17 protein-coding genes and 1 riboswitch are annotated in these 21,822 nt (G+C 39.5%); of the genes, 1 reads left to right on the top strand and 16 read right to left on the bottom strand.

Going from position 1 to position 21,822, the window contains the following annotated elements:
• Positions 1-120: 120 nt before the first annotated feature.
• Entirely contained in the window at positions 121-3,129 is a 3,009-nt protein-coding gene (locus tag AACZ87_RS12240) for an AsmA-like C-terminal region-containing protein (RefSeq protein ID WP_339867522.1), read from the top strand.
• A gap of 74 nt (positions 3,130-3,203) precedes the next feature.
• Here AACZ87_RS12240 and AACZ87_RS12245 read toward each other — a convergent pair whose 3' ends face one another.
• The 16 genes from AACZ87_RS12245 to AACZ87_RS12320 form a co-directional block, all read right to left on the bottom strand.
• Positions 3,204-3,479: a Trm112 family protein gene (locus tag AACZ87_RS12245; RefSeq protein WP_339867524.1), complete on the bottom strand. Its 276-nt coding sequence runs from the start codon at positions 3,477-3,479 to the stop codon at positions 3,204-3,206.
• On the bottom strand, positions 3,476-4,120 hold the full coding sequence (locus AACZ87_RS12250) for a thiamine phosphate synthase (RefSeq protein ID WP_339867526.1): 645 nt from the start codon (positions 4,118-4,120) through the stop codon (positions 3,476-3,478). Before AACZ87_RS12250 ends, AACZ87_RS12245 begins: the two co-directional genes overlap by 4 nt.
• Positions 4,117-5,172, bottom strand: a complete 1,056-nt coding sequence (locus AACZ87_RS12255) for an AIR synthase-related protein (RefSeq protein ID WP_339867528.1) — start codon at positions 5,170-5,172, stop codon at positions 4,117-4,119. Before AACZ87_RS12255 ends, AACZ87_RS12250 begins: the two co-directional genes overlap by 4 nt.
• Positions 5,172-5,894, bottom strand: a complete 723-nt coding sequence (locus AACZ87_RS12260) for a class I SAM-dependent methyltransferase (protein WP_339867530.1) — start codon at positions 5,892-5,894, stop codon at positions 5,172-5,174. Before AACZ87_RS12260 ends, AACZ87_RS12255 begins: the two co-directional genes overlap by 1 nt.
• A 69-nt stretch (positions 5,895-5,963) precedes the next feature.
• Positions 5,964-6,062, bottom strand: a riboswitch (TPP riboswitch).
• 334 nt (positions 6,063-6,396) lie between these two features.
• Positions 6,397-6,852: a GyrI-like domain-containing protein gene (locus AACZ87_RS12265; protein ID WP_339867532.1), complete on the bottom strand. Its 456-nt coding sequence runs from the start codon at positions 6,850-6,852 to the stop codon at positions 6,397-6,399.
• 306 nt (positions 6,853-7,158) lie between these two features.
• Positions 7,159-8,952 (bottom strand): acyl-CoA dehydrogenase family protein, encoded by a 1,794-nt coding sequence (locus tag AACZ87_RS12270; RefSeq protein WP_339867534.1) that lies wholly within the window; start codon positions 8,950-8,952, stop codon positions 7,159-7,161.
• A 119-nt stretch (positions 8,953-9,071) separates the two neighbouring features.
• Positions 9,072-10,247: an acetyl-CoA C-acyltransferase gene (locus AACZ87_RS12275; protein WP_339867536.1), complete on the bottom strand. Its 1,176-nt coding sequence runs from the start codon at positions 10,245-10,247 to the stop codon at positions 9,072-9,074.
• A 60-nt stretch (positions 10,248-10,307) separates the two neighbouring features.
• A complete protein-coding gene (locus AACZ87_RS12280) occupies positions 10,308-12,713 on the bottom strand; it encodes a 3-hydroxyacyl-CoA dehydrogenase/enoyl-CoA hydratase family protein (RefSeq protein WP_339867538.1) in 2,406 nt (801 codons plus the stop codon).
• 45 nt (positions 12,714-12,758) lie between these two features.
• Positions 12,759-13,229, bottom strand: a complete 471-nt coding sequence (locus AACZ87_RS12285; RefSeq protein ID WP_339867540.1) for a MarR family transcriptional regulator — start codon at positions 13,227-13,229, stop codon at positions 12,759-12,761.
• A gap of 244 nt (positions 13,230-13,473) precedes the next feature.
• Positions 13,474-15,222 (bottom strand): long-chain fatty acid--CoA ligase, encoded by a 1,749-nt coding sequence (locus tag AACZ87_RS12290; RefSeq protein WP_339867542.1) that lies wholly within the window; start codon positions 15,220-15,222, stop codon positions 13,474-13,476.
• A 462-nt stretch (positions 15,223-15,684) separates the two neighbouring features.
• The gene (locus tag AACZ87_RS12295) at positions 15,685-17,283 is read right to left on the bottom strand and encodes an Ig-like domain-containing domain (RefSeq protein WP_339867544.1); all 1,599 of its coding nucleotides are present in this window, start codon (positions 17,281-17,283) and stop codon (positions 15,685-15,687) included.
• 71 nt (positions 17,284-17,354) lie between these two features.
• Positions 17,355-18,266, bottom strand: a complete 912-nt coding sequence (locus AACZ87_RS12300; RefSeq protein WP_339867546.1) for a class I SAM-dependent methyltransferase — start codon at positions 18,264-18,266, stop codon at positions 17,355-17,357.
• The gene (gene mnmG / locus AACZ87_RS12305) at positions 18,256-20,121 is read right to left on the bottom strand and encodes a tRNA uridine-5-carboxymethylaminomethyl(34) synthesis enzyme MnmG (protein ID WP_339867548.1); all 1,866 of its coding nucleotides are present in this window, start codon (positions 20,119-20,121) and stop codon (positions 18,256-18,258) included. Before mnmG ends, AACZ87_RS12300 begins: the two co-directional genes overlap by 11 nt.
• 79 nt (positions 20,122-20,200) lie before the next feature.
• Positions 20,201-20,626 (bottom strand): rRNA maturation RNase YbeY, encoded by a 426-nt coding sequence (gene ybeY / locus AACZ87_RS12310; RefSeq protein WP_339867550.1) that lies wholly within the window; start codon positions 20,624-20,626, stop codon positions 20,201-20,203.
• Positions 20,627-20,629: 3 nt separating this feature from the next.
• Positions 20,630-21,031 carry an ATP-binding protein gene (locus AACZ87_RS12315; protein WP_339867735.1) on the bottom strand — a complete coding sequence of 134 codons (402 nt, stop codon included), beginning with the start codon at positions 21,029-21,031 and terminating at the stop codon, positions 20,630-20,632.
• Positions 21,032-21,059: 28 nt separating this feature from the next.
• Positions 21,060-21,821, bottom strand: a complete 762-nt coding sequence (locus AACZ87_RS12320) for an exodeoxyribonuclease III (RefSeq protein ID WP_339867737.1) — start codon at positions 21,819-21,821, stop codon at positions 21,060-21,062.
• Position 21,822 lies beyond the last annotated feature (1 nt).

The following is a 21,822-nucleotide window of genomic DNA, read 5'->3' on the forward strand; positions in this document are numbered from 1 at the left end:
ATACACGGCTTAAATCTTGTGAATAATAAAGCTCCAAAGGCCAATAAATGCGTATATAAGGTCCGCTAGAAATCTTTAATGAAGTAGCAAAATCACCAATACGCTTAATCAAACCCATTTATGAAAAAGACACTGTTCATCATTTTAGGTGTATTTATATTTTTGATCGCAGCGGCAGTCGCCGTTCCTTTTCTATTCAAGGACAAAATCGCAGCCCGAATTGACCAAGAAATTGCCCAATCTGTGAATGCTAAAGTCATCTATGACATTGACAACGTGAGCTTGAGCCTATTCCGAAGATTCCCAAATGTTTCTGCCCGGATCAAGGATTTTGATATTGTGGGTAATGCTCCTTTTGAAAATGATACACTAGTTTCGCTTCGCGAGCTTGCGATTGATTTCAATCTAAAATCTGTGCTTTTCGACGATTACCCTACACTTACCGGAGTGCATTTGAACGGAGGAAATCTTTACATCAAAGTCCTGGAAGATGGTACCGCGAACTATGATATTACTTTTCCTTCGGAAGATACAGTTGAGGTAGCCAGCGAAAGCAACTTCAAAATAGGAGTGGATGAGATGCAGATCAGTAATCTCAACCTGGTCTACGACGATAGACAACTGGATTATTTTATGGCCTTGGGAGGAATCAATGCTAAAGGTTCTGGTGATTTCACCAAAGATGTATATGACCTGCCGATTACTATGGAAGCCCTCATTGCGGACATTACATATGAAGATATCAGCTACCTCTCCAACAAAACGTTCAAGGGAGAAACTCTGTTAAATATTGATATGGAGAATATGAAATTCACGCTTGGAGAGGGTGAATTTCAATTGAATGATTTTCTTTTTGGACTAAGCGGCTATCTGGCTATGCCAAGTGATGATATGGAAATGGATTTCGTTATCGAAGGCAAAGACAATGAGTTCAAAAGTATTTTATCCCTGATTCCTGGAATTTATTCGGAGAGCTTTTCCAGTTTGAAAACTTCCGGTACGATGGACTTCAATGGTAAAATCAAAGGAGTTTACAATGACCAGAAATTTCCAGCTTTCGATATTTCATTGAAAGTGGCAGACGGAATGTTCCAATACCCAGATTTGCCAAGACCGGTGAAAAACGTAAATCTTGACCTTCAAGTCAAGAATGAGACGGACAACATAGATAATACCTCCGTATCGATTCCTACATTCAACTTAGATTTCGGCAGCAATCCTATTTCCGGCAAATTGTTTTTATCTGATTTGGTAAGTTATACCATAGATGCTGCTCTAAAAGGTAAATTGGACTTGGAGGAATTGACTTCCATTTTTCCGATTGAAGGGCTCGCTATGAAGGGAAATATGGATGTGGATGCTACCGCAAAAGGCAGGTACGACTCAGCGGCGGGCATTATCCCTGCGATTAATGCAAAGTTGCTTTTAGCTAATGGCTATGTGAAAAGTGCAGATTATCCTGCTCCAATAGAGAAATTAAATGTGAATGCATCAATCCAAAATCCTAGCGGGAGTATGACAGACTTTGTTGTTGATTTGAGCAGATTTGGATTTGAGTTGGAAGGTGAAGCCATCAACGGAAATATGAAAATCCGGGATTTCGACAAACTGATTTGGGATGGTGAAATCAAGGGTGGAGTAGACTTAAAGAAAATTTTGGCCATTTTCCCGATGGACGAAATGTCTATGGAAGGCAGAATTCAGGCAGATATTAATACTAAGGGTTCTTATGCAGCGGTAGAAGCCGAAAAATACAATCAGCTGGAAACTCGCGGCACCATGGATATCAGCAATTTCAAGTATTCTTCTACTGATGTGCCGCAGGGTGTTGAGGTCGCTAAAGCAACAGCTGTATTCACTCCAGAGCGAATTAATTTGACAGAATTCGACTCGAAGATTGGTGAAAGCCCACTGCAAGCAACAGGTTATCTCTCCAATTACATGAATTACTTCTTGGGAGAAAATGGAACGTTGAATGGTCAGCTGACAATGAACAGCAGCAGATTCAATGTCAATGAATGGATGAGTGAAGAGGCCTCTACTGATACTACGAATGCAGAACTTTCAGTCATTGAACTACCAAAAAACATAGATTTCAATATGACTGTGGTGGCAAATGAAGTGCTCTACGATAATATGAATCTCAAGGATGTGAAAGGAAATATGGCTTTGAAAGATGGTGTTTTGAGCTTCTCTGATGCCTCTATGAAGACAATGGGAGGTACGATAGCCTTGGCTGGAAAATATGATCCGAGAGATCTCACTGCCCCAGCTTTTAATTTCAGCTTAAACATTTCCGAACTCAGCATTGCAGAAGCTTTTAAGTCATTTAATACCATAAAAGCTTTTGCACCAATAGCTCAAAACTTGACAGGTAAATTCAATTCCGATCTTAATTTCTCCGGCAAACTGGGACAGGATATGATGCCATTATTGTCCAGTCTTGATGGAAAAGGCTTGCTGAAAGTGGCCGAAACAGCTCTGAAAGACAGTAAAATCTTAGAAGGAATAACCAGCCTAACCAAGCTGAAAGATGTAAATACGCTACAACTCAAGAATATTTCCATTCCAATTTCGATTGAAAATGGTGTGATGGATGTGAAGCCTTTTGATGTGAAACTATGGGATTATCAGGCAAACGTTCAGGGAACAGCTGGTTTTGATGGCTCGATAAATTACTTGGTAAACATGCAGATTCCCGCAGGGAAATTCGGTTCTCAGGCGAATGCACTACTCTCTACTATCACTGGATCGGCCACAGATGAAAATACCACTATTCCATTGGCTCTGAACCTTTCAGGAACGTATAATTCCCCAAAAATCTCCCTAGCAGGTGGGAACAGTATAGAAACATTACTGGCAAATGCACTAAAAGCCAGAGTGAGTGGAGAGGCAAAAAACCTCCAAACACAGGCAACTGATCAGTTCAATGCAGCTCAAGACAGTATGAAAATGGTACTAAAAGCTAAATCAGAAGTAGCTCAAGATAGTGCTAAAAAGGAACTGGAGAAGCAGGTAGACGTAGCAAAAGACAAAGCGGTGGATGAAGCAAAAAAATTGCTGAAAGGATTCTTTCCTAAAAGCACACCTCCAGCTAAGCCTGACACTACAACAGTTAAAAAAGATTAATATTTGATAGTTTGAGCGAAGTCAGAACAGCCATATAAATGCTTTGACTTCGCCCAATCTTACTGTATGAAATTTTAATTCTCAATCAATCGTAATCGGAAATTTTCAATTTTTCTTCCCTCCAATTGATTTTGCCATCTATCCAATACTGGCTGCTCCAAGTGTGCTTCCCTATACTCATCAGGATTCATGATGGGAATTCCTTTGATGATTGGGTAGATTCTCTCGCAACTTGGACAGTTTAGCCAGCCTTCTAAGATGTTTTCTTGTGCATCTTTGAGGATTATTTTTAAAGTTAACTCTTGCTTATCAAATGGACAGCAGAGTTTTTCTATCGTTTCTAGTTTCATTTTTTCAATTCGGTAAGTAATTTTTGGTATTGAGAAATGGCTTTCCCTGGATCTGCAGCTTTCATCACCCCAGACACTACAGCGATACCATCAAATTCTAAGGGCTTTAGTTGCGCAATGCTTTGGGTAGAGATTCCTCCTGCTAGGAAAATTGGGATGGATGTGAGTTTCCTTGTTTTTTGAACTGTCTCGAACTCCACCAAATCACAGCTATTTGCTGTGGATGATGGGAACATGGAGCAAAAGGAGAGGTAATCAACTTTGGCCTGAATAGCATCTTGGATCAGGTCAAAGTCGTTATTGATCGTCACTCCAATGAGTTTTCCCTGCTGTCTTAATTTAGGAAAAGATTTATAATGATCGGGAGGCAATTCATCAAAATGCACTCCATCCAATTCAAACAGCTCTGTCCATTCCGGATGATTATTGATGAGAATAGGAATACCTGATCCTCTACAGATTGCCTTCATTTTACAAATAAGAGGTGCTACCTTTTCAGGCGATTGAAAATTATCCCAAATTTGAAGTGCACAAGGTTTCGCCGAAATAGCTTTTTCTAGTGATTCTATCAGCTGGCTTTCTTCCATTGAAGGATCAATGACCAAATAAATCCCGGAATTAATTTTGGCTCCCTTTTTCATTTCCATCCAGCTGTTAGAGCATTAAAATATGCAGCCCAATACGGGTCAGTTTCCAAATAGACTAGGGGAGAGGTGACTCCTGATTTTTGAATTTGAATACCAGATATACTTTCAGTCACTCTTCCCACTTCGGTGCAGAGAATATTTTCTTCAGCAAGTCTCTTGATCAGATCATCGGATTTTTTGCGATCGCAAGCCATGATCATCGATCCAGCTCCTACGCAGTAGCGAGGATCTAGGTCAAACAATTGGGCAATTGCTCCGGCCGTATTTCCAATGGGTAGCAAATCATCGACTACTATTCCTCCTTTGTCAGATGCAACAAGCATTTCATAAATAGCTCCCAAAACTCCCCCTTCAGTGACATCATGCATGGCATGGATTTCCGGGAATTTCTCATCCGTTCCAGCTGCGCAAAGTGCATCTTGAAGCGAGGAAGTTTGGTAAAACTGCTCACACGCGGAATGGTAAATTTCCATCCCAAGCTTTTGCTTAATAGTTTGCGGAAAACTCATCCCTAATATAGCTGTAGCTGTTAATGCAGAGGATTTCGTCACCAAAATGACATCCCCTTCCTGAGCTCCTGTGGAGCAAAGCATTTCGGATTCTTTTGCAATAGTGATCAACGTACCGCCTCCGGCAAAAGTCGAATTTTGTCCCTGTACAAAACCAGTATGCCCACCTGTGATTGCGACACCGATTTCCTGGCAATACTGATCTATAAAACTCCAATAAGTATTGAAATCATTCTTCGAAAGTGTATCCGGCAAATTCAGAACAAACTGACCGTACTGCGGTGCAAAGCCTGTCGTAGCCATATCATTCGCCATTAGGTGAACACTGAGCCAGGCGGACTCCTGCAATCCCAAAGAGGGAATCAAAGAAAGTGGATCGCTCGTAGTTGCCATTGCCAAACCTCCCGGAAGGGACGCAATAGCGACGTCTACACCAAAGGCTGGGCCTTGTTTTACTTCTTTTCGAGCAGCTCCAAATCTTCCCGCCAGTAAATCCTGATACCCTTGAAAGTTGATTTTACCGAGTTGATCTGCCATTATTCTACATCATTCAGTTTGACGTACAACCCGAAAAAGTCACCATAGGGAACGCTCCATTGCTGGACAGGAAACCATTTTGGAAGACCTGTGCAGGACCATTCAATCGTGTAGTCTCTTCCTTCCAATGCTTGTTCAATGATCTTGATAAGCGTCGCTGGAGTGTAAAAAGTAGCGGTAACGTAGAATGGATTTTTACCAAATACCTGCTGGACTCTTCTCCTAAGAACTTTCGGAGAATTCCGATTCATCATTCCCATCGCTATTCCGTATTTGGCAACACGTGCCGATTCCCGGATCACTTTCACAGGATCTTTGTAGTATTCAAACGTAGTGATGAATGCCAGCGAATCAAAGGTATGATCCTTGAAAGGCATGTGATGGGAATCTGCCATCACCAAATCACCATCAAACAAATGGATAGCCTGCGAAAGCATCAGTGGAGAAATATCTCCGCCAGTTGCCTTGATGCCGATTTCCTTCCACCAGCGCGTAAAGCGAGTAGTACCACAGCCGAATTCCAAGAGTGTCTTTACTCGCTTGTCTTTGGACACCAACTGCTCCATGACCTTCTTTTGCCAAACTTCGGCGCGCTTGTATCGCCCTTCATACCAAAGCTCATAGGTGTCTGTGTGGGCACGGTTGAAAAACCATTCAGGACGATTTTGCCAGTTTTTCTGCGCTTCAGGCAGTAATTCGAAGTTCTTTTTCTCGAGTTCCATATGGAATTTTAGGTTGCAAAAATGTTAACTGCATTTCCTGCGGTCAGACAACCAAGAGAAAACAAAGGCGTTTTTTGGCTTTAGCATCCCTACGTTGGCATGATCCAAATCAGGTAATTCGGGTATTTTCTCAGCCTCACCAAAAGGAAGGCACCCCGTGCAATTGATTCAAATATAGGTGATTTTTCTTAGCCGTAAAATTCTCTCACCACACCTATGGCTATTTTAGTTAAAATGGCTAGCATAAAAAAACAGAGGCTTGTGACCTCTGTTTGTTGACTAATTATTTTTCTTACTTTCCTTTTTAGCGGCCTTTGCAGCACGCTTTTCCTTTAACGTTTTGGTAGCCGCAGATTTATCGTTCTTAGGTTTACCTTCTGGTTGCTTTGCCATAGTTTCATTTGAGAAATGATGTAACTGATTCCTGTTAAGGTAGTGGGAAATCTGCAACTCCCAACCTGAGACAACAACTATTTTTAAGCAGGCAAACTATCAGGAATTCTTACTTGACTGCAATAAAAATATCAACCTCAGAATTATCTCCTTGCTGAGATTTTGCACCATAAACTTCAAAATCAGCAGTAAATTTTCTGTCTAATTCAGAATCCTTGGCCCAGATTTCCTGCCAAGTTTCTACTACCGCCTCAGGCATTTTTCCAGCAGCTACAAACTTGATATGCCTGCCTCCATCGAATTCTCTCGCAACAAGGCCTTCGGCTACATTTTCGAAGCTAGATACTTGGTATCCTATCAGGCAAGTATAGTCTCCAGTGAAGTCAGATTCGTAATCGGTATAGATTGCGTAAATATCTTCACTTAGTTTTCCGCCTATTTTTCCTCCAACCTGCTCTTCAAAAAATCTTCCCCAAAGAGCTCCTAGATCCTCGGCAGCTTTTCCAGTAGTATTTGAGGTTTTTGTGGTAATTCCTATAATTTTAAAAGGGGCTATTGTGTGCATAGTGTTTTTGGTTACTGGTAAAAGCTTGAGACATTTAAAGAAGCAAGATAAACCAAAAAGGATTCTTTGATCCCAGGACTCTGCTCTACATTTCTATGAGTTCGGTCATGGAAAAATAGAACTAGAGCAGCTTTTTCATGAATTAGATCATTATGAAATACTATTAGGTCAAAATTGAGCCCTCATTCGCTCGAAAAATTAAGGACTTGTGCTCTCCGCATTTTATTTGTGGACTCTGCGGATAATACCAAAAAAGCCTCCGAACTCTTTCATTTCGGAGGCTTGGGTACTCAATTTATCACAACCTTAAAACGGATATTTACCCTGATCAATCATATAATCAGCGATTTGTCTTCTTAATTCCTTGGTATTATAAAGCTCAGATTTGGTGAATCTCTTCAAGCCCATCAGCATTACTTTTTGCTCATCGCCTTTGGTAAAGCTACCAATCGCTTCTTTCGCAGCAGTATTGATTTTGTCCACAGCCTCCGAAAGGTAAATCTGTGCCATAGCAATTTGATTCTTGCAGGCATCTTCTCCCTTAATAGAAACTAGCTTTTCTGTACGAAGAATCGCCGACTCACTTGCATAAATCTCGATCATCACATCAGCCAGATTCATCATGATTTCCTGCTCATCTTCAATTTTATCCTGAAGAGCCATAGCAGCTTTACCACCTACCATCAGGAATACTTTCTTCAACTTTTTCAGCACTTCTTTTTCAGCAGCGAAAAGCTCAGAAGTGTCAATTGTCTCAAATGAAGGAACAGAGGTCAGTTCTTTGGAAACAGCCATTGCTGGGTCAAAAATATTGATCTCACCTTTCATCGCTCGCTTCAGAAGCATTCCAACCATCAACATTCTATTGATTTCATTGGTGCCTTCATAAATTCTGGAAATCCTGGCATCACGATATGCGCGTTCCATTGGAGCATCAGCTGAGTAGCCCATACCTCCATAGATCTGAACCCCTTGATCGACCACATAATCCAGCACTTCAGAGCATTGCACTTTAGCGATAGCACACTCAATCGCAAAAGCCTCAACACCCTTCAGTTTTGCTTCACTAGCGTCCATTCCATCTGCTTCAAGCGCATTGATCTTATTCTCAATATCCTGTCCAGCTCGATAGCAAAGTGCTTCCGAGACATAAGATTTGGTTGCCATTTCAGCAAGTTTGGATTTGATTGCTCCAAAAGAATTAATGCTTACGCCGAACTGCTTACGTTCTGTGGAATATTTGACTGCATTTGTAGTCACGGTGCGAACACCACCAAGTACTCCAGCGCCAAGTTTTACTCTACCGATGTTTAGGATATTCACGGCGATTTTGAATCCATTCTGACGATCAGAGAGCATATTCTCCACCGGGACAGGACAATCGTTGAAGAAAACCTGGCGGGTAGACGAACCTTTGATTCCCAGTTTTTTCTCCTCCTCATTCATCGTGATTCCACCAAAAGACTTCTCTACGATAAAACAAGTCAAGTTTTTATCATCTTCAATTTTGGCAAAAACAATGAACAATTCTGCGAATCCTGCATTTGAGATCCACATTTTCTGCCCATTCAAAAGATAGGTTTTACCATCTTCCGAAAGTGTAGCTTTCGTCTTGCCGCTATTTGCATCCGAACCTGCGTCAGGCTCAGTGAGGCAATAACACGCAGCCCATTCGCCAGTAGCAAGCTTTGGAAGGTACTTTTTCTTTTGTTCTTCTGTACCGTAATACAAAATAGGCAGTGTTCCAATCCCAGTATGTGCTCCGTAGGTTGTAGAAAAAGAACCGGCTGCACCAATAATATCCGCGATCAGCATGGAAGTATTGAAACTCATACCCATTCCTCCATATTCCTCTGGAACCGTTATTCCCAAAAGGCCAAGATCACCAGCTTTCTTGAAAATGGAAGGCACAAGATCGGGATCCTTCATACTGTCGATTTCCTTTACATGAGGAGTTATCTCTGTATCGATAAAATCCTGACAGGCCTGAGCCATCATTCGTTGTTCTTCAGTAAATTCTGCAGGAATAAAGATGTCCTGCGCATCTGTTTCCTTGATGAGGAATTCTCCTCCTTGGGTTGATTTTGTTTGGGTGGTCATCGTTATATTCTTTTTGTCAGCTTATTTTCTTCATTATTCAGAATTCATCATTCGAAATTCTACATTTTCAAAATCGAATGATGAATGAAAAATGTTGAATAATGAAGTTTGGGGATAGGTTACTTTAGAAGTTCATATACTCCGGCAACGCCCTGACCACCACCAACACAGGCAGTGACAAGTCCGTACTTTTTATTCTGGCGACGAAGTTCATTGAACATTTGAATGGAAAGTTTAGCTCCGGTACATCCCAGCGGATGACCAAGAGCAACAGCTCCACCATTTACGTTTACGATATCTGGATTGAAGTCCAGCGCCTTGATTACTGATAATCCCTGTGCTGCAAATGCTTCATTCAGTTCGATCAGATCAATGTCATTTAGAGTTAGTCCTGCCTGCTTCAATGCTTTAGGAACGGCTTCTTTTGGGCCAATTCCCATAATTCTAGGATCAACTCCTGCAGCACTATAAGACATCATTCTAGCAACTGGCTCAATGTTTAATTCCTTCACCATTCGCTCTGACATCACTACTACGAAAGCAGCACCATCAGAAGTTTGTGAGGAATTTCCTGCTGTCACCTGCCCACCATTTTTGAAAGCTGGTTTCAAACTTGAAAGTACATCCATGGTCGTTCCAGGACGAGGTCCCTCATCCGTGTCTACTACATATTTGCGGGTTTTCTTTTTGCCTTTTTCATCGAGATAGGTTTCTTCAACTTCTACAGGAACGATCTCATCTTTGAACTTACCTGCAGCAATAGCAGCAATGGCTTTTTCATGTGATTTGACGGAAAAAGCATCTGATTCTTCGCGAGTGATTTCGTATTCCTTTGCTAATTCCTCTGCTGTCAAACCCATACTGATGTAATAAGAAGGATGCTCAGTAGCTATTTTGTAATTCAGCACTGTCTTATATCCCATCATTGGTACCATAGACATAGATTCTGTACCACCAGCGATGATACAATCTGCCATTCCTGCTTTTACTTTTCCTACGGCCAAGGCAATCGCTTCAATTCCAGAACCGCAATAACGGTTGACGATAAAGCCTGGATTTTCTATTCCTAAAGCAAGGAGAGAAATCATTCTCCCCATTTGCATTCCTTGTTCCGCTTCCGGAACTGCATTTCCAACGATCAGGTCATCCACCATTTTGGCTTCCAATCCAGGTGTATTCGCTACTAGATGCTTGATCACATCTGAAGCTAGATCATCTGGGCGGTAAAATCTGAATCCGCCTTTTTTGGCCTTTCCAACCGCTGATCTATATCCATTTACTATATATGCTTCCATGTTATTTCGAGTTTTTTGAGTATTGAGTTACTTGGTACATTGCACTTAGTACTTTAGACATCAATTTCTAAGCGGTTTTCCTTTGAATAAAATACTGTGGATTCTCTCCAGCGTTTTCTTTTCACCAGTCAAGCTCAAGAATGCTTCGCGCTCCAAGTCCAGTAAGTATCGCTCAGAAACCTCAGTTGGCGAGGACAAATCCCCTCCAGACATTACGTAGGCTAGTTTTTTGGCGATCAAAGCATCATGCTCAGAAATATATGCACCATACCTCATTCCAGTAATTCCAGCTTCAAAAAGTGCCAAAGACTCTTTTCCAAGTACACGAATATCTGTTTGCTCAATTGGCTGAGTATAGCCGGATTCATTCATAGAAATGACTTTCGATTTTGCTTCCGCCAATTGTCGCTTTCGATTGAGGGTAATACCATCATCTTTTCTCATGTAGCCCAAGTTTCTGGCTTCCTCAGCAGAGGTAGAAACTTTCGCCATGGCAATATTCATAAATGCATCCTGCAGACGGTTCAATTCTACGTCTCCGGATTTTACGGCATTGGAAAATCTTAATGTCATTTCCTTGGTACCGCCACCGGCAGGAATTAATCCAACTCCAACTTCCACCAAGCCCATGTACAATTCGGCATGCGCTTGGATGTGATCTGAATGAAGCGAAAACTCACAACCACCACCCAGAGCCATATTATGCGGAGCAGAAATCACTGGAATTGATGAGTATCTAGCTCTCATCATCGTATTCTGGAATTGTGCAATCATTAGATTGATCTCATCAAAGTCCTGGTCTCCAGCGAACATAAATAGCATCGCCAGATTTGCTCCTGCGGAGAAATTAGCTCCTTCATTTCCTACCACTAGTCCTTTGTATGATTTCTCTGCCATTCCAATGGCTGTATTGATCCCTTCGATCACTTCAGCTCCCATGGAATTCATCTTAGTATGGAATTCCAAACCGATCACATCATCGCCTAGGTCATAGACTGATGCTCCGGCATTATTCCAAATGACTTTTCCAGCAGATTTAAGTGTATCCAAAATGATGAAATCATCCATTCCTGGCACTTCCTTGTAAGATTTGCTTGGAATATCATAGAAATGCTTCTTGCCGTTTTCCACCTTATAAAAGGATTCATTTCCTGCCTCAAGCATTTCATAAACCCATGCAGCTGGCTTTTCCCCAGCAGCTTCCATTTTTTCAACTGTTTCTTTCACCCCGAGTAAATCCCAGTTTTCGAAAGGCCCAAGTTCCCATCCAAATCCAGCACAAACTGCTTGATCTATTCTGAATAGTTCATCTGCTATCTCAGGGATTCTATTGGAGCAATACTTGAACAAATCATAGAAAGTGGCCCGGTAGAATTCTCCGGCTTTGTCATCAAAATTCACTAAGAATTTGATTCTCTTTTTCAAGTCTTCAAACTCCTTAGCAGCTTCCAACGCTTTGAATTTTGGCTTTTCTAGATCTTTGTACTCAAAGGTTTCAAAATCAATTTCCTTCAATTCTTTTGTTCCGTCTTTGTGTCGGATCATATTGAAATATCCAGATCCAGTTTTGTCGCCTAACCATTTTTTCTCGTACAGTACTTCCATGATTTTCGGAAGTTTGAATTTCTCACGAGACTCATCATTCGGTAATGCTTTGTAAAGGTTGTTGGCCACGTTTACCGTAGTATCCAAACCAACCACATCCATTGTCCTGAACGTAGCAGATTTTGCCCGGCCGATTAGTGTTCCTGTCAATTTATCTACTTCAGATACGCCTAGGCCCATTTTCTCGATGGTATGCATGGCAGAAATAATCGCGTAAACGCCAATTCTGTTAGCAATAAATGCAGGTGTATCCTTACATAGGACTGTTTCTTTACCTAGGTATTTATCACCGTAGTCCATTAGAAAATCAATGTTTTCCTGCTTAGATTTTGGTCCAGGAATGATTTCTAATAAGCGTAAATATCTAGGTGGATTGAAAAAGTGTGTACCTGCAAAATTCTCTTGAAAGTCTTCTGATCTACCCTCACACATCATGTGCATAGGAATACCAGAAGTATTGGAAGTAATTAGTGTTCCTGGCTTTCTGTATTTTTCTACTTTTTCAAAAAGAGACTGTTTGATATCAAGTCTCTCAACGATCACTTCCATTACCCAATCGTAATCTTTGATTTTTGGGAGATCGTCATCGAAATTTCCGGTTGTGATTCTATCCGCAAATGACTTATCGTAAATCGCAGAAGGGTTAGACTTCAGTGTGCTTTGCAAGGCACTGGTCACTATTCTATTTCTGACTATTGGATCTTCTTTGGTCAATCCTTTTTTCTGCTCTTGCTCGGTAAGTTCGAAGGGTACTATGTCCAGTAAAAGCACCTGCACGCCGATATTGGCAAAGTGACAGGCAATTCTGGATCCCATAACACCCGAACCTAAAATGGCAACTTTCTTAATGGTTCTTTTCATAATTTTGGGCTTTTGGTAGTTTCTACCTTGTGGTCGTTATATGGTTTATAGTTCAAATATTGGTTTGCTGACATCTATTCCTTTGGCAGTCTGCACTTGATCGATCACAAGTTGAATTTTCTCAAATACTCTGAAGAAATCCTGAAGCTCTTCTTCGCTTACGACTTCCCGCACCTGATCATTGAATTCTTTAATGGTATTGACAGATCTTTCTTTTTTCTTCTTGCCTTCATCTGTTAAAAATATCCGTACAGAACGCTTATCAATCGGGTCTGGCATTTTATAAATCATCCCTTTTTCTTCCATCGTCTTCAGCATTCTCGTCAAACTTCTAGTCTCGAGACCTAGTTTTGGGGCAATTTTGGTAGCAGGCGTACCTTCAGTAGAATTGATATTGATCAGCACAAATCCAATAGCGGTAGTAAATCCCTCCTCAGCTGCTTGCTGATTGTACATTCTTGAGATCGCATGCCAGGCACTTTTTATATGGTAATCAACTGTTTCTTCTCTTTTCATCACTGCAGAATTCTTCAATTAATGAGGATTACTAATCTACAAAAAATAATGTATGCATGCATACTATATTGAGAAAAAGTTATGCATGCATCACAAATTATCTCGTTGAATACCTAGGTATTTCACTGCTATCATTGGGATAAAGCAAATATTTCACTTAAAAACAGAAGATTAAGTAAGAAAAGTCTCTTTAAGTAAAAGGATATATTAATTTTAATAAATAGTAAAATCTAAAAAATTGACATCATTCCTGATAAATATGCTCAATCTCTTTAGCAAATTTCTGTAAGATGACCTTTCGTTTCAGTTTCATTGTTGGGGTCAATTCTCCTGATTCTATGCCCCAAGGTTCCGGTAAGAGCTTGAAACGCTTGATTTGCTCCCATTTGCCAAAGTATTTATTGATTTGCTCAATCTCTCGATCGTACTTTTCAACGATTTCAGGTTTGAGAATCATTTCCTCGTCAGTGGTATAGGGAATGCCTTTATGCTTGCAATAATCCTTCAATCCTTCAAAACCAGGCACGATCAAAGCACTTGGATAATTTTTATTTTCACCCACTACCATCAGCTGATCAATAAGGGTAGATTCCTTGAATTTATTCTCCATCAGCTGAGGCGCAATGTATTTGCCTCCGGACGTTTTGAACATCTCCTTCTTACGATCGGTGATTTTCAGGAAAGAACCGTCTAGCTCACCGATGTCTCCGGTGTGAAACCAGCCGTTTTGCAGTACCTCTGCGGTCATATCAGGTTGCTTGTAGTAACCTAGCATAACATTGGGGCCTTGGACTAGGATTTCGCCATCCTCAGCGATTTTTACTGCTACATCCTGTACAATTTTTCCAACCCAGCCTATTCTCATTTCTTCATTTGTACAGACAGATGCTGAAATTACCGGAGAAGTCTCCGTCAGTCCATAACCTTCACAGACTTTGATACCAGCAGCCCAAAAAACCCGAGCTAACCTTGGCTGTAAAGCTGATGCACCCGAATTAATTTGAAGTACTTCACCTCCTAATGCTTCTCTCCATTTACTGAAAATCAGTTTATTGGCCATTTTCAGTTGAAAATCATACCAAGAACCCATTTTCTTACCAGGTTCATAGTTCAATCCTAAATTCAATGCCCAGAAGAAAAGCTGTTTTTTAATCCCAGATAGCTCATATCCTTTGGCTACTATCTTATCATAGATTTTCTCTAGAAGACGAGGAACTGTATTAAAAGCATGAGGTTTGACTTCCTTCATATTTTCCCCCAAAGTCTCCAAGCTCTCCGCATAGTAAATGGAGAAACCCAAATACATAAAACAGAAGGAGCCCGTTCGCTCATAAATATGACAAAGAGGAAGAAAACTAAGTACGCGTGATGTTCCTCTTTCTGGAGTCATAATAGCGGCAATCGAAAGGACATTCGAAAGCACGTTGGTATGTGAAAGCATTACGCCCTTTGGCCGACCTGTGGTACCTGAAGTATAAATGATGGTAAACATGTCATCAGGCTTTACAGTCTCTTTCAACAGTTCAAGCGCTTCAATACTTTCATTTACGCCGATTGCCAAAAAGTCTTCCCAGAATATAGCACCATCAATTGCTTTAAAACCGTAAATCAATCGCTCTCCGCATACTTCTTTCGCCTTATCGTAAATAGTCTGATCACCAACGAAAATCATTTTGACTTCAGCATGATCAAAAATGTACTCGAAATCTGAGGAGGTAATAGTAGGATAAATGGGTACCGAAATAGCACCGATCTGCTGCAGGGAAAAATCAATGAAATTCCATTCTGGACAGTTTTCAGAAATTATCGCCACTTTCTCTCCTTGTTTCAAACCAGTTTTGAGAAAAGCCAAGCTCAGGTTATCTACTATTTCTTTGACGTCTCTGGACGAAAAGGATTTCCATTGTCCTTCTTCCTTTTTAGCAAGCGAGATCTCTTTATTATAAGTAGCGATCTGATAAGGTATCAAATCAAAAAGTCTAGAAGGCTCCATAGTCTGTCATTTTGGGTATTTATAATATTACCAAAATGTGAGGCCATTACAAAGAGTTATCCACGCTCTCTTTTTATAATAAATGTAAAATAGATTTTTTAAAAAATTCTTTATTAAGGTTATTAGGACTGTGGATTTGTGGAAAAGAAGGCGATTTATTCTTCTCCACTCTTTGGATGTCATTAAACTTGAGTTACCCACGGGTTATCCTCTTTTTGTCCACATGTAAGAGGTTGAAAATTATTATAGTAAATGAATATTCTAATTTTTGTGGATTAAGTCTTACTTATTCACTGTTGGAAAAATGGCTGTGGATAGAATGATTTTCATTGGTGGATAACTGTTGGCTTTTCCCCAATACTGGTACTAGGTAGAAATGGTAGTGATAGCTCGGTGCATAAGTGATGAGTTATCGTTAAGTAATCCACTTTTATCCACAGTTGAATTACTACTTATCCACGTCTACTTTTCATTGCTTTTTACACCTGTTTTTGGCGTAGCCCTGATGACAATATCCTCCAAAGACCAGCCACCTCTGACAGTAATATTTTTGTTTCCTGTTTCAGGATCTATAAAATAAAATATTCGCTCAGCATATCGTTTTGATTCATAATTAGCAGGATCCCATCTTCGGTTTCCATTTGTATCTTCAATTACTCTGATTTGATAAGCGGTAGCTTCTATCAAACTAAAGGAGTATTTATTTCCTGTTTCGATATACGTCTCTCTTTTCACCTCTCCTTTACTATCTAGGAGTTGGACGATGTAAGGTCCTTCTGCGTTCTCTATAGTGCCTGTGATTAAATCTGCCAGCGTTTCCTTTTTGAGTTTCTTATAGCTAGCAGAGATTTCTTGCTCATTGTACTGCCCTTCAATATCCAGAAATGTAGAGTCTGCCGCTTTTAGTGTGAAAGATTCAAAGGGAATGGAATCGGGCAAGTCCAGATTTATTTCCAACACATTTCTACTTAATGAATCCTTAAAGCTTAACATTGCAGGAGTGATTTGAATTACTGAAGCTGTGTCGTAGGCTAGATAAAGGGAATCGAAATTTATATTGTTAATAGGCTTATTGAAAGTTAGTTCAATGGGAAGGTTTTGATAGAAAGCTTTGCCTGAATTTGGGGTGGCTGTTAGCTTCTCTGGTTTTCTTTCTGAAGGTTCGAATTTTGCCCATATTAATGAATCTACCTCATATCCTACAGAGTCCACTAAGTTGACATTGAATGCTAAACTATCTGGTAGTATGTCGGTCGAAAAAAGATTGATTCTTTTGTCTCCGAGTGTATAAAAAATCTCTTTGCCTAATTTCTCATTTTCCAGATTCACCTCAATCGGTGTTTTGTTCAGGACGATGGTGTAGTTAGAACCTAAAGTTGATGATCTCAACAATCTGATCGGTGTTTGATCCCCTTTGGAGAGATTGAATTGTACCCCGCTGATGTTTTGGTGTATGGAAATCGAATCTCTGATAAAGTCGAACGCTTCGGTTTTGTACTCAGCTTTTAGGCTGTTATTGTCATCCTGCCAGGCATAAGCGTAGTATTTTCCTGCTTTAATATTCGAGATGTTAAAGTTGCCAGCTGTATCTACCTGCGTTAGATAATATGGGGGAGCAATAAAAACATCGGTAGTATCGTCCATTGGATATAGGCCTACGATAGCATCTTCTAGCTTATCATTTCTGCCAGGGAAATAATTATTGACTCTTCCTGAGAAAGTTAGGCTATCTATACTCGTGCCAGTAGAAAAAACTAGCTTTAGGTTTTCGGCTGGGTTTCCTTCCGATAAATCTTGAATTGATTTCTGAAAGTTGAATACATAAGTAGTGCTATCCTCAAGTTCCTGGTTTAATTCTATCACCAGCGAATTTTTAATAGCAGTGAATATTACTTCGTCCTTGTTTATTCTTGGAGTGATCAGGATGTTTTTGTTCGCATTATCTAATCTGATGTATTCGTCAAAGGTGATGATGATCTCTTCTGGTTTAGTGTTTAGACTTTGATCCAAGGGGCTCATTTCTAAAACTACAGGTGGATCTTCATCTTTTGGGCCACCCATTGGAGTGCTTTGTTTAGCACATGAGAAAGCTAAAATGCTTATAAGGCAAAGTATAATTAGATTTTGATGCTTCACTTCTTTCTGAAAACGAATAAATTACTTGAATAATTACCTGAAGATTTTGCAGCTTCCTTATTAGAATTCCTGCCTGAACGAATTGCTTTGTAGTATTTTTTTAGGATGGATTGGTTGGGTTTTCTATAGCCTTCCGATAATAGAGATACATAGTAGCTATCAAATTTCATTGGCAATTCCTTGATTAGTTGTAAACCAAAGATTTCTTCGAATTGCTTTATGGCTTTATGATTAAAATGATATAAATGTCTCGGAACATCCCATCCTGCCCAGTTCTCACCGTACTTTTTAGAATCCAAACTCTCGGGATTAGGAACAGCTATTAATATGTAACCATCTGGTTTTAAGTGTTTTATGAGTGTTTTTACAGACTTTCTAAGTGTATGAACATGCTCTAAAACATGGTATAAGGTTATTATATGATAAGATGTACCTTTAGGTAAGTCATTAATAGATTCATAGACTTTCCCTTCGAGTTTTGAGTTTGCTAGGTTTCTTGCTTTTAGATTTGGTTCTATACCTGTTACTTTCCACCCACTCTCTTTTGCTTTGTACAATAGCTCAGCTGTTCCGCAACCAAAATCTAAGTACCTTCCTTTCTGAGCTCTTAATTCTGATAAGTGTTTTACTTTTTGAGCTATCGCATAATTTCTTACTTTTTGATATACGTATTGAGTAAGATTTTTTGCTTTGTCTTCATGGGAAAAATACTCAGGGAAATCATAATATGGCCCTATAGATTCTTCTGTTGGCCTGGGGTTAGTAAATTTCAGGCCGCAATTAGTACAATTGCATATTATGAAAGTCTCTTGGCTCACTGCAAAATCCTTAATTTCTTGCGTATTAAGAAAACGCCCACTTTTGCAGAGTGGGCATTTAGTAAGTCTTTCTAGCTTTTTATCTTCCAAGGTAAACGGTGATTATGGATAAATCTGCTGGAGTTACTCCACTTATTCTTGAAGCTTGACCCATTGTCTCTGGTCTTATTTTAGACAATTTTTGTTTAGCTTCTGCAGAAAGTGCAGGAATGGAGATATAGTCAAAGCTTGATGGAATTTTGAAGTTTTCCATACTGCTTAACTTTTCCACCATTTGCTGTTCTTTTTCAATATAACTATCGTATTTGATTTGTATTTCAGCTTGCTCTAATACCTCGTTACTATATTTGGATAGATATTCTTTAATGGATGGATTAAACGACATTAGTGTTTGCAAACCAATGTGAGGTCTTTTTAAAAGCTTTTCAGCAGATATTTTCTCTTTGATAGTTGCTGTTCCTGATTCTTCCAGGCCTTCATTAATAGTATCTGGTGAGAATTTTTTCTGCTTTAGATCATTGATTAGTTTGGCAGTTTCTTCTTTTTTCAGATTCATTTGAACCAAGCGCTCATCAGAGGCCAAACCTACATCATGGCCTTTTTGAGTCAGCCGGAGATCTGCATTATCCTGACGAAGTAGTAGTCTAAATTCAGCTCGTGAAGTAAACATACGATACGGCTCATCCGTGCCTTTATTTATCAAATCATCAATTAATACTCCAATATAAGCATCTGACCTTTTTAATAAGAAAGGATCCTTTTCCTGAACTTTAAGGCTAGCATTTATGCCGGCAACCAAGCCTTGTGAGGCTGCTTCCTCGTATCCTGTAGTTCCGTTTATTTGCCCTGCGAAATACAAATTTTCTATCAATTGAGTTTCTAAGGTCAATTTCAATTGAGTTGGTGGAAAATAATCGTACTCAATTGCATAACCTGGACGAAACATCTTTGCATTCTCAAATCCGGCAATTTTCCTTAGAGCCTTGAATTGTACATCCTCAGGAAGTGAGGTGGAGAAGCCGTTGATGTACATTTCCACAGTGTTCCACCCTTCTGGTTCTACAAAGATTTGATGTCTGTCTCTTTCAGCAAAACGATTAATTTTATCCTCAATAGATGGGCAATACCTTGGCCCTAGGCCTTGGATTCTGCCATTGAACATAGGAGATCTATCAAATCCTTCTTCAAGACTTGAGTGTACATCTTTGTTTGTATAGGTAATCCAGCAGGTTCTTTGGTTTTTTAAAGTAGTTGTTGAATCAGAATAGCTGAACTTTTCTGGATTTTCATCACCATACTGAACTTCCATTTTAGAATAATCAAGGCTTCTTCCATCTACTCTTGGTGGAGTACCCGTCTTCATTCTCCCTGACTCAAAGCCCAATTCCACCAATTGCTCTGTTATACCTCGAGCAGCGGCTTCACCAGTTCTCCCACCGCCAAACTGTTTTTCGCCAATATGTATCAACCCGTTTAAGAATGTTCCGTTGGTTAAAACGACACTTTTTCCATGAATTTCCAAGCCTATACTGGTTCTTACACCTTTTAGCTCTCCGTTCTTCATTAGAAGCCCTGTGATCATTTCTTGCCAAAAATCCACATTGGGAGTTTGCTCTAACGCCATTCTCCACTCTTCAGCGAACTTCATCCTGTCATTCTGAGATCTTGGAGACCACATAGCAGGTCCTTTAGATCTGTTTAGCATCCTAAACTGAATCATAGATTTGTCGGATATAATACCCGACATCCCTCCTAATGCATCTATTTCTCGTACTATTTGCCCTTTTGCCACACCACCCATCGCTGGGTTGCAAGACATTTGAGCTATCGTATTCATATTCATTGTGCATAGTAGCACTTTAGAGCCCATTTGTGCGGCGGCATGTGCCGCCTCGCAACCTGCGTGCCCTGCTCCTACTACTATGACATCATATATTGGAAACATTGTGTCCTTTTTGTTTACTGTTTCACGTGGAACGTAAGAGTTTTTTACTTTACGTTATTACCTGTTTCACGTGGAACGTTTAAATCTCTTCGAATAAATTAATAGCAAAATCTTCTTTGTTTCTCATCAGATTTGCTTCTTCATTAGACTTGTCTTTATATCCTAGTAAGTGAAAAAGACCATGGCTGATCACTCTGCTTAGCTCTTTTTCTTCATCCACTTCTAGTGCTTGAGAGTTTTCTTTGACTCGTTCTATGCTTATAAAGATATCTCCTTCTAATATGTTTTCTTCTTCTGAATTATCAAATGTGATAATATCCGTATACGTGTCGTGATCTAGATATTCTATATTAATGCTAAGTAGATATTCGTCTGAGCAGAAAATATAATTGAGCTCTGATATTTTATGGTTTTCTGCTTCTGCAATTTTTTTAAGCCAAGTTTTTCTTTTTCTCTTTTCTTTAAGGGAAAATGACACTTCTTCTGCAAAGAAATTAATTGCCATAGATTAATTCATGTAAAATGATAAAACCGTTTTGGTGCCATTCTCTTCGAATTTTACATCATCAGTAAGATGCTTTATAAGGAAAATACCCCTTCCTCCTGTTTTTTCAATATTCTCTGGAGCGGTTGGGTCTTTTAGCTCATTGTAATCAAAGCCTTCTCCTTCGTCCTGAATAGTGAATAAAAGCTGCTCTTCTTCGAGAGTTAATTCTAAATGGACGAGTTTATTTTTATCACCTTGATTTCCATGTATAATTGCATTGCTAATACACTCAGTCACTGATATCATAATATTCCCATAGATATCATCATTGATCTCGAAATTTTCCCGCGCATTGTCGATGAAACTTTCAATTATTTTTATGTTCTCAATTAGAGAAGGAATAGAAATTTTTATGCTTTTCATCATAATTGTATTCAATGATTAATATCTATTATTCTACTTCGATTAGTATTGGACAATGGTCGGAATGCTTAGCGTCTGCTAATATTATTGAGCTTTTAAGTCGATCCTCCATTGGCTCAGTTGCCATGTGGTAATCAATTCTCCAACCAAGATTCTTTGCTCTAGAATTTGCTCTATAACTCCACCATGTGTAATTGTCTGGTTGGTCATTGAATTTTCTAAAACTATCTACAAAACCAGATTCTGTGAATTTGTCCATCCATGCTCTTTCTTCAGGTAGAAATCCAGAAGTGTTTTTATTTGACTTTGGATTGTGGATATCTATTGCCTTGTGACAAATATTGTAGTCGCCACTTAGAATTAAATTTGGATTGGTTTTTCTTAAATCCTGCATGTATCCATATATGTCGTCAAGAAATTCATATTTGAATGTTTGTCTTATATCACCTGTTGTCCCAGATGGAAAATATGCAGTCAAAAATGAAAAATCATCAAAATCAACTTGAAGTAACCTTCCTTCTTCGTCATATTTAGATATATCCATTCCCATCTTAACAGATTTTGGCTTTATTTTAGTCAAAACTGCTACGCCACTATAGCCCTTTTTAAAAGCAGGGTACCAATAGATTTCGTAGCCTAAATCGTGAAAAATATGCGCATCTATTTGGTCTAAATTAGCCTTAACTTCTTGTAAACCAATTATATCCGGGTTTACTAGTTTCAGCCAGTCTATAAAGCCTTTATTCATTGCGGCACGAATGCCATTCACGTTATACGATACAATTTTCACC

Source organism: uncultured Algoriphagus sp. (assembly GCF_963974365.1).
Classification (GTDB): Bacteria; Bacteroidota; Bacteroidia; order Cytophagales; family Cyclobacteriaceae; genus Algoriphagus.

What these genes read in the sequence shown, in the direction of transcription:
- AACZ87_RS12240 (WP_339867522.1), top strand. Translation starts at nt 121, where the DNA reads ATGAAAAAGACACTGTTCATCATTTTAGGTGTATTTATATTTTTGATC.
- AACZ87_RS12245 (WP_339867524.1), bottom strand. Translation starts at nt 3,479, where the DNA reads ATGAAACTAGAAACGATAGAAAAACTCTGCTGTCCATTTGATAAGCAA.
- AACZ87_RS12250 (WP_339867526.1), bottom strand. Translation starts at nt 4,120, where the DNA reads ATGAAAAAGGGAGCCAAAATTAATTCCGGGATTTATTTGGTCATTGAT.
- AACZ87_RS12255 (WP_339867528.1), bottom strand. Translation starts at nt 5,172, where the DNA reads ATGGCAGATCAACTCGGTAAAATCAACTTTCAAGGGTATCAGGATTTA.
- AACZ87_RS12260 (WP_339867530.1), bottom strand. Translation starts at nt 5,894, where the DNA reads ATGGAACTCGAGAAAAAGAACTTCGAATTACTGCCTGAAGCGCAGAAA.
- AACZ87_RS12265 (WP_339867532.1), bottom strand. Translation starts at nt 6,852, where the DNA reads ATGCACACAATAGCCCCTTTTAAAATTATAGGAATTACCACAAAAACC.
- AACZ87_RS12270 (WP_339867534.1), bottom strand. Translation starts at nt 8,952, where the DNA reads ATGACCACCCAAACAAAATCAACCCAAGGAGGAGAATTCCTCATCAAG.
- AACZ87_RS12275 (WP_339867536.1), bottom strand. Translation starts at nt 10,247, where the DNA reads ATGGAAGCATATATAGTAAATGGATATAGATCAGCGGTTGGAAAGGCC.
- AACZ87_RS12280 (WP_339867538.1), bottom strand. Translation starts at nt 12,713, where the DNA reads ATGAAAAGAACCATTAAGAAAGTTGCCATTTTAGGTTCGGGTGTTATG.
- AACZ87_RS12285 (WP_339867540.1), bottom strand. Translation starts at nt 13,229, where the DNA reads ATGAAAAGAGAAGAAACAGTTGATTACCATATAAAAAGTGCCTGGCAT.
- AACZ87_RS12290 (WP_339867542.1), bottom strand. Translation starts at nt 15,222, where the DNA reads ATGGAGCCTTCTAGACTTTTTGATTTGATACCTTATCAGATCGCTACT.
- AACZ87_RS12295 (WP_339867544.1), bottom strand. Translation starts at nt 17,283, where the DNA reads ATGGGTGGCCCAAAAGATGAAGATCCACCTGTAGTTTTAGAAATGAGC.
- mnmG (WP_339867548.1), bottom strand. Translation starts at nt 20,121, where the DNA reads ATGTTTCCAATATATGATGTCATAGTAGTAGGAGCAGGGCACGCAGGT.
- ybeY (WP_339867550.1), bottom strand. Translation starts at nt 20,626, where the DNA reads ATGGCAATTAATTTCTTTGCAGAAGAAGTGTCATTTTCCCTTAAAGAA.
- AACZ87_RS12315 (WP_339867735.1), bottom strand. Translation starts at nt 21,031, where the DNA reads ATGAAAAGCATAAAAATTTCTATTCCTTCTCTAATTGAGAACATAAAA.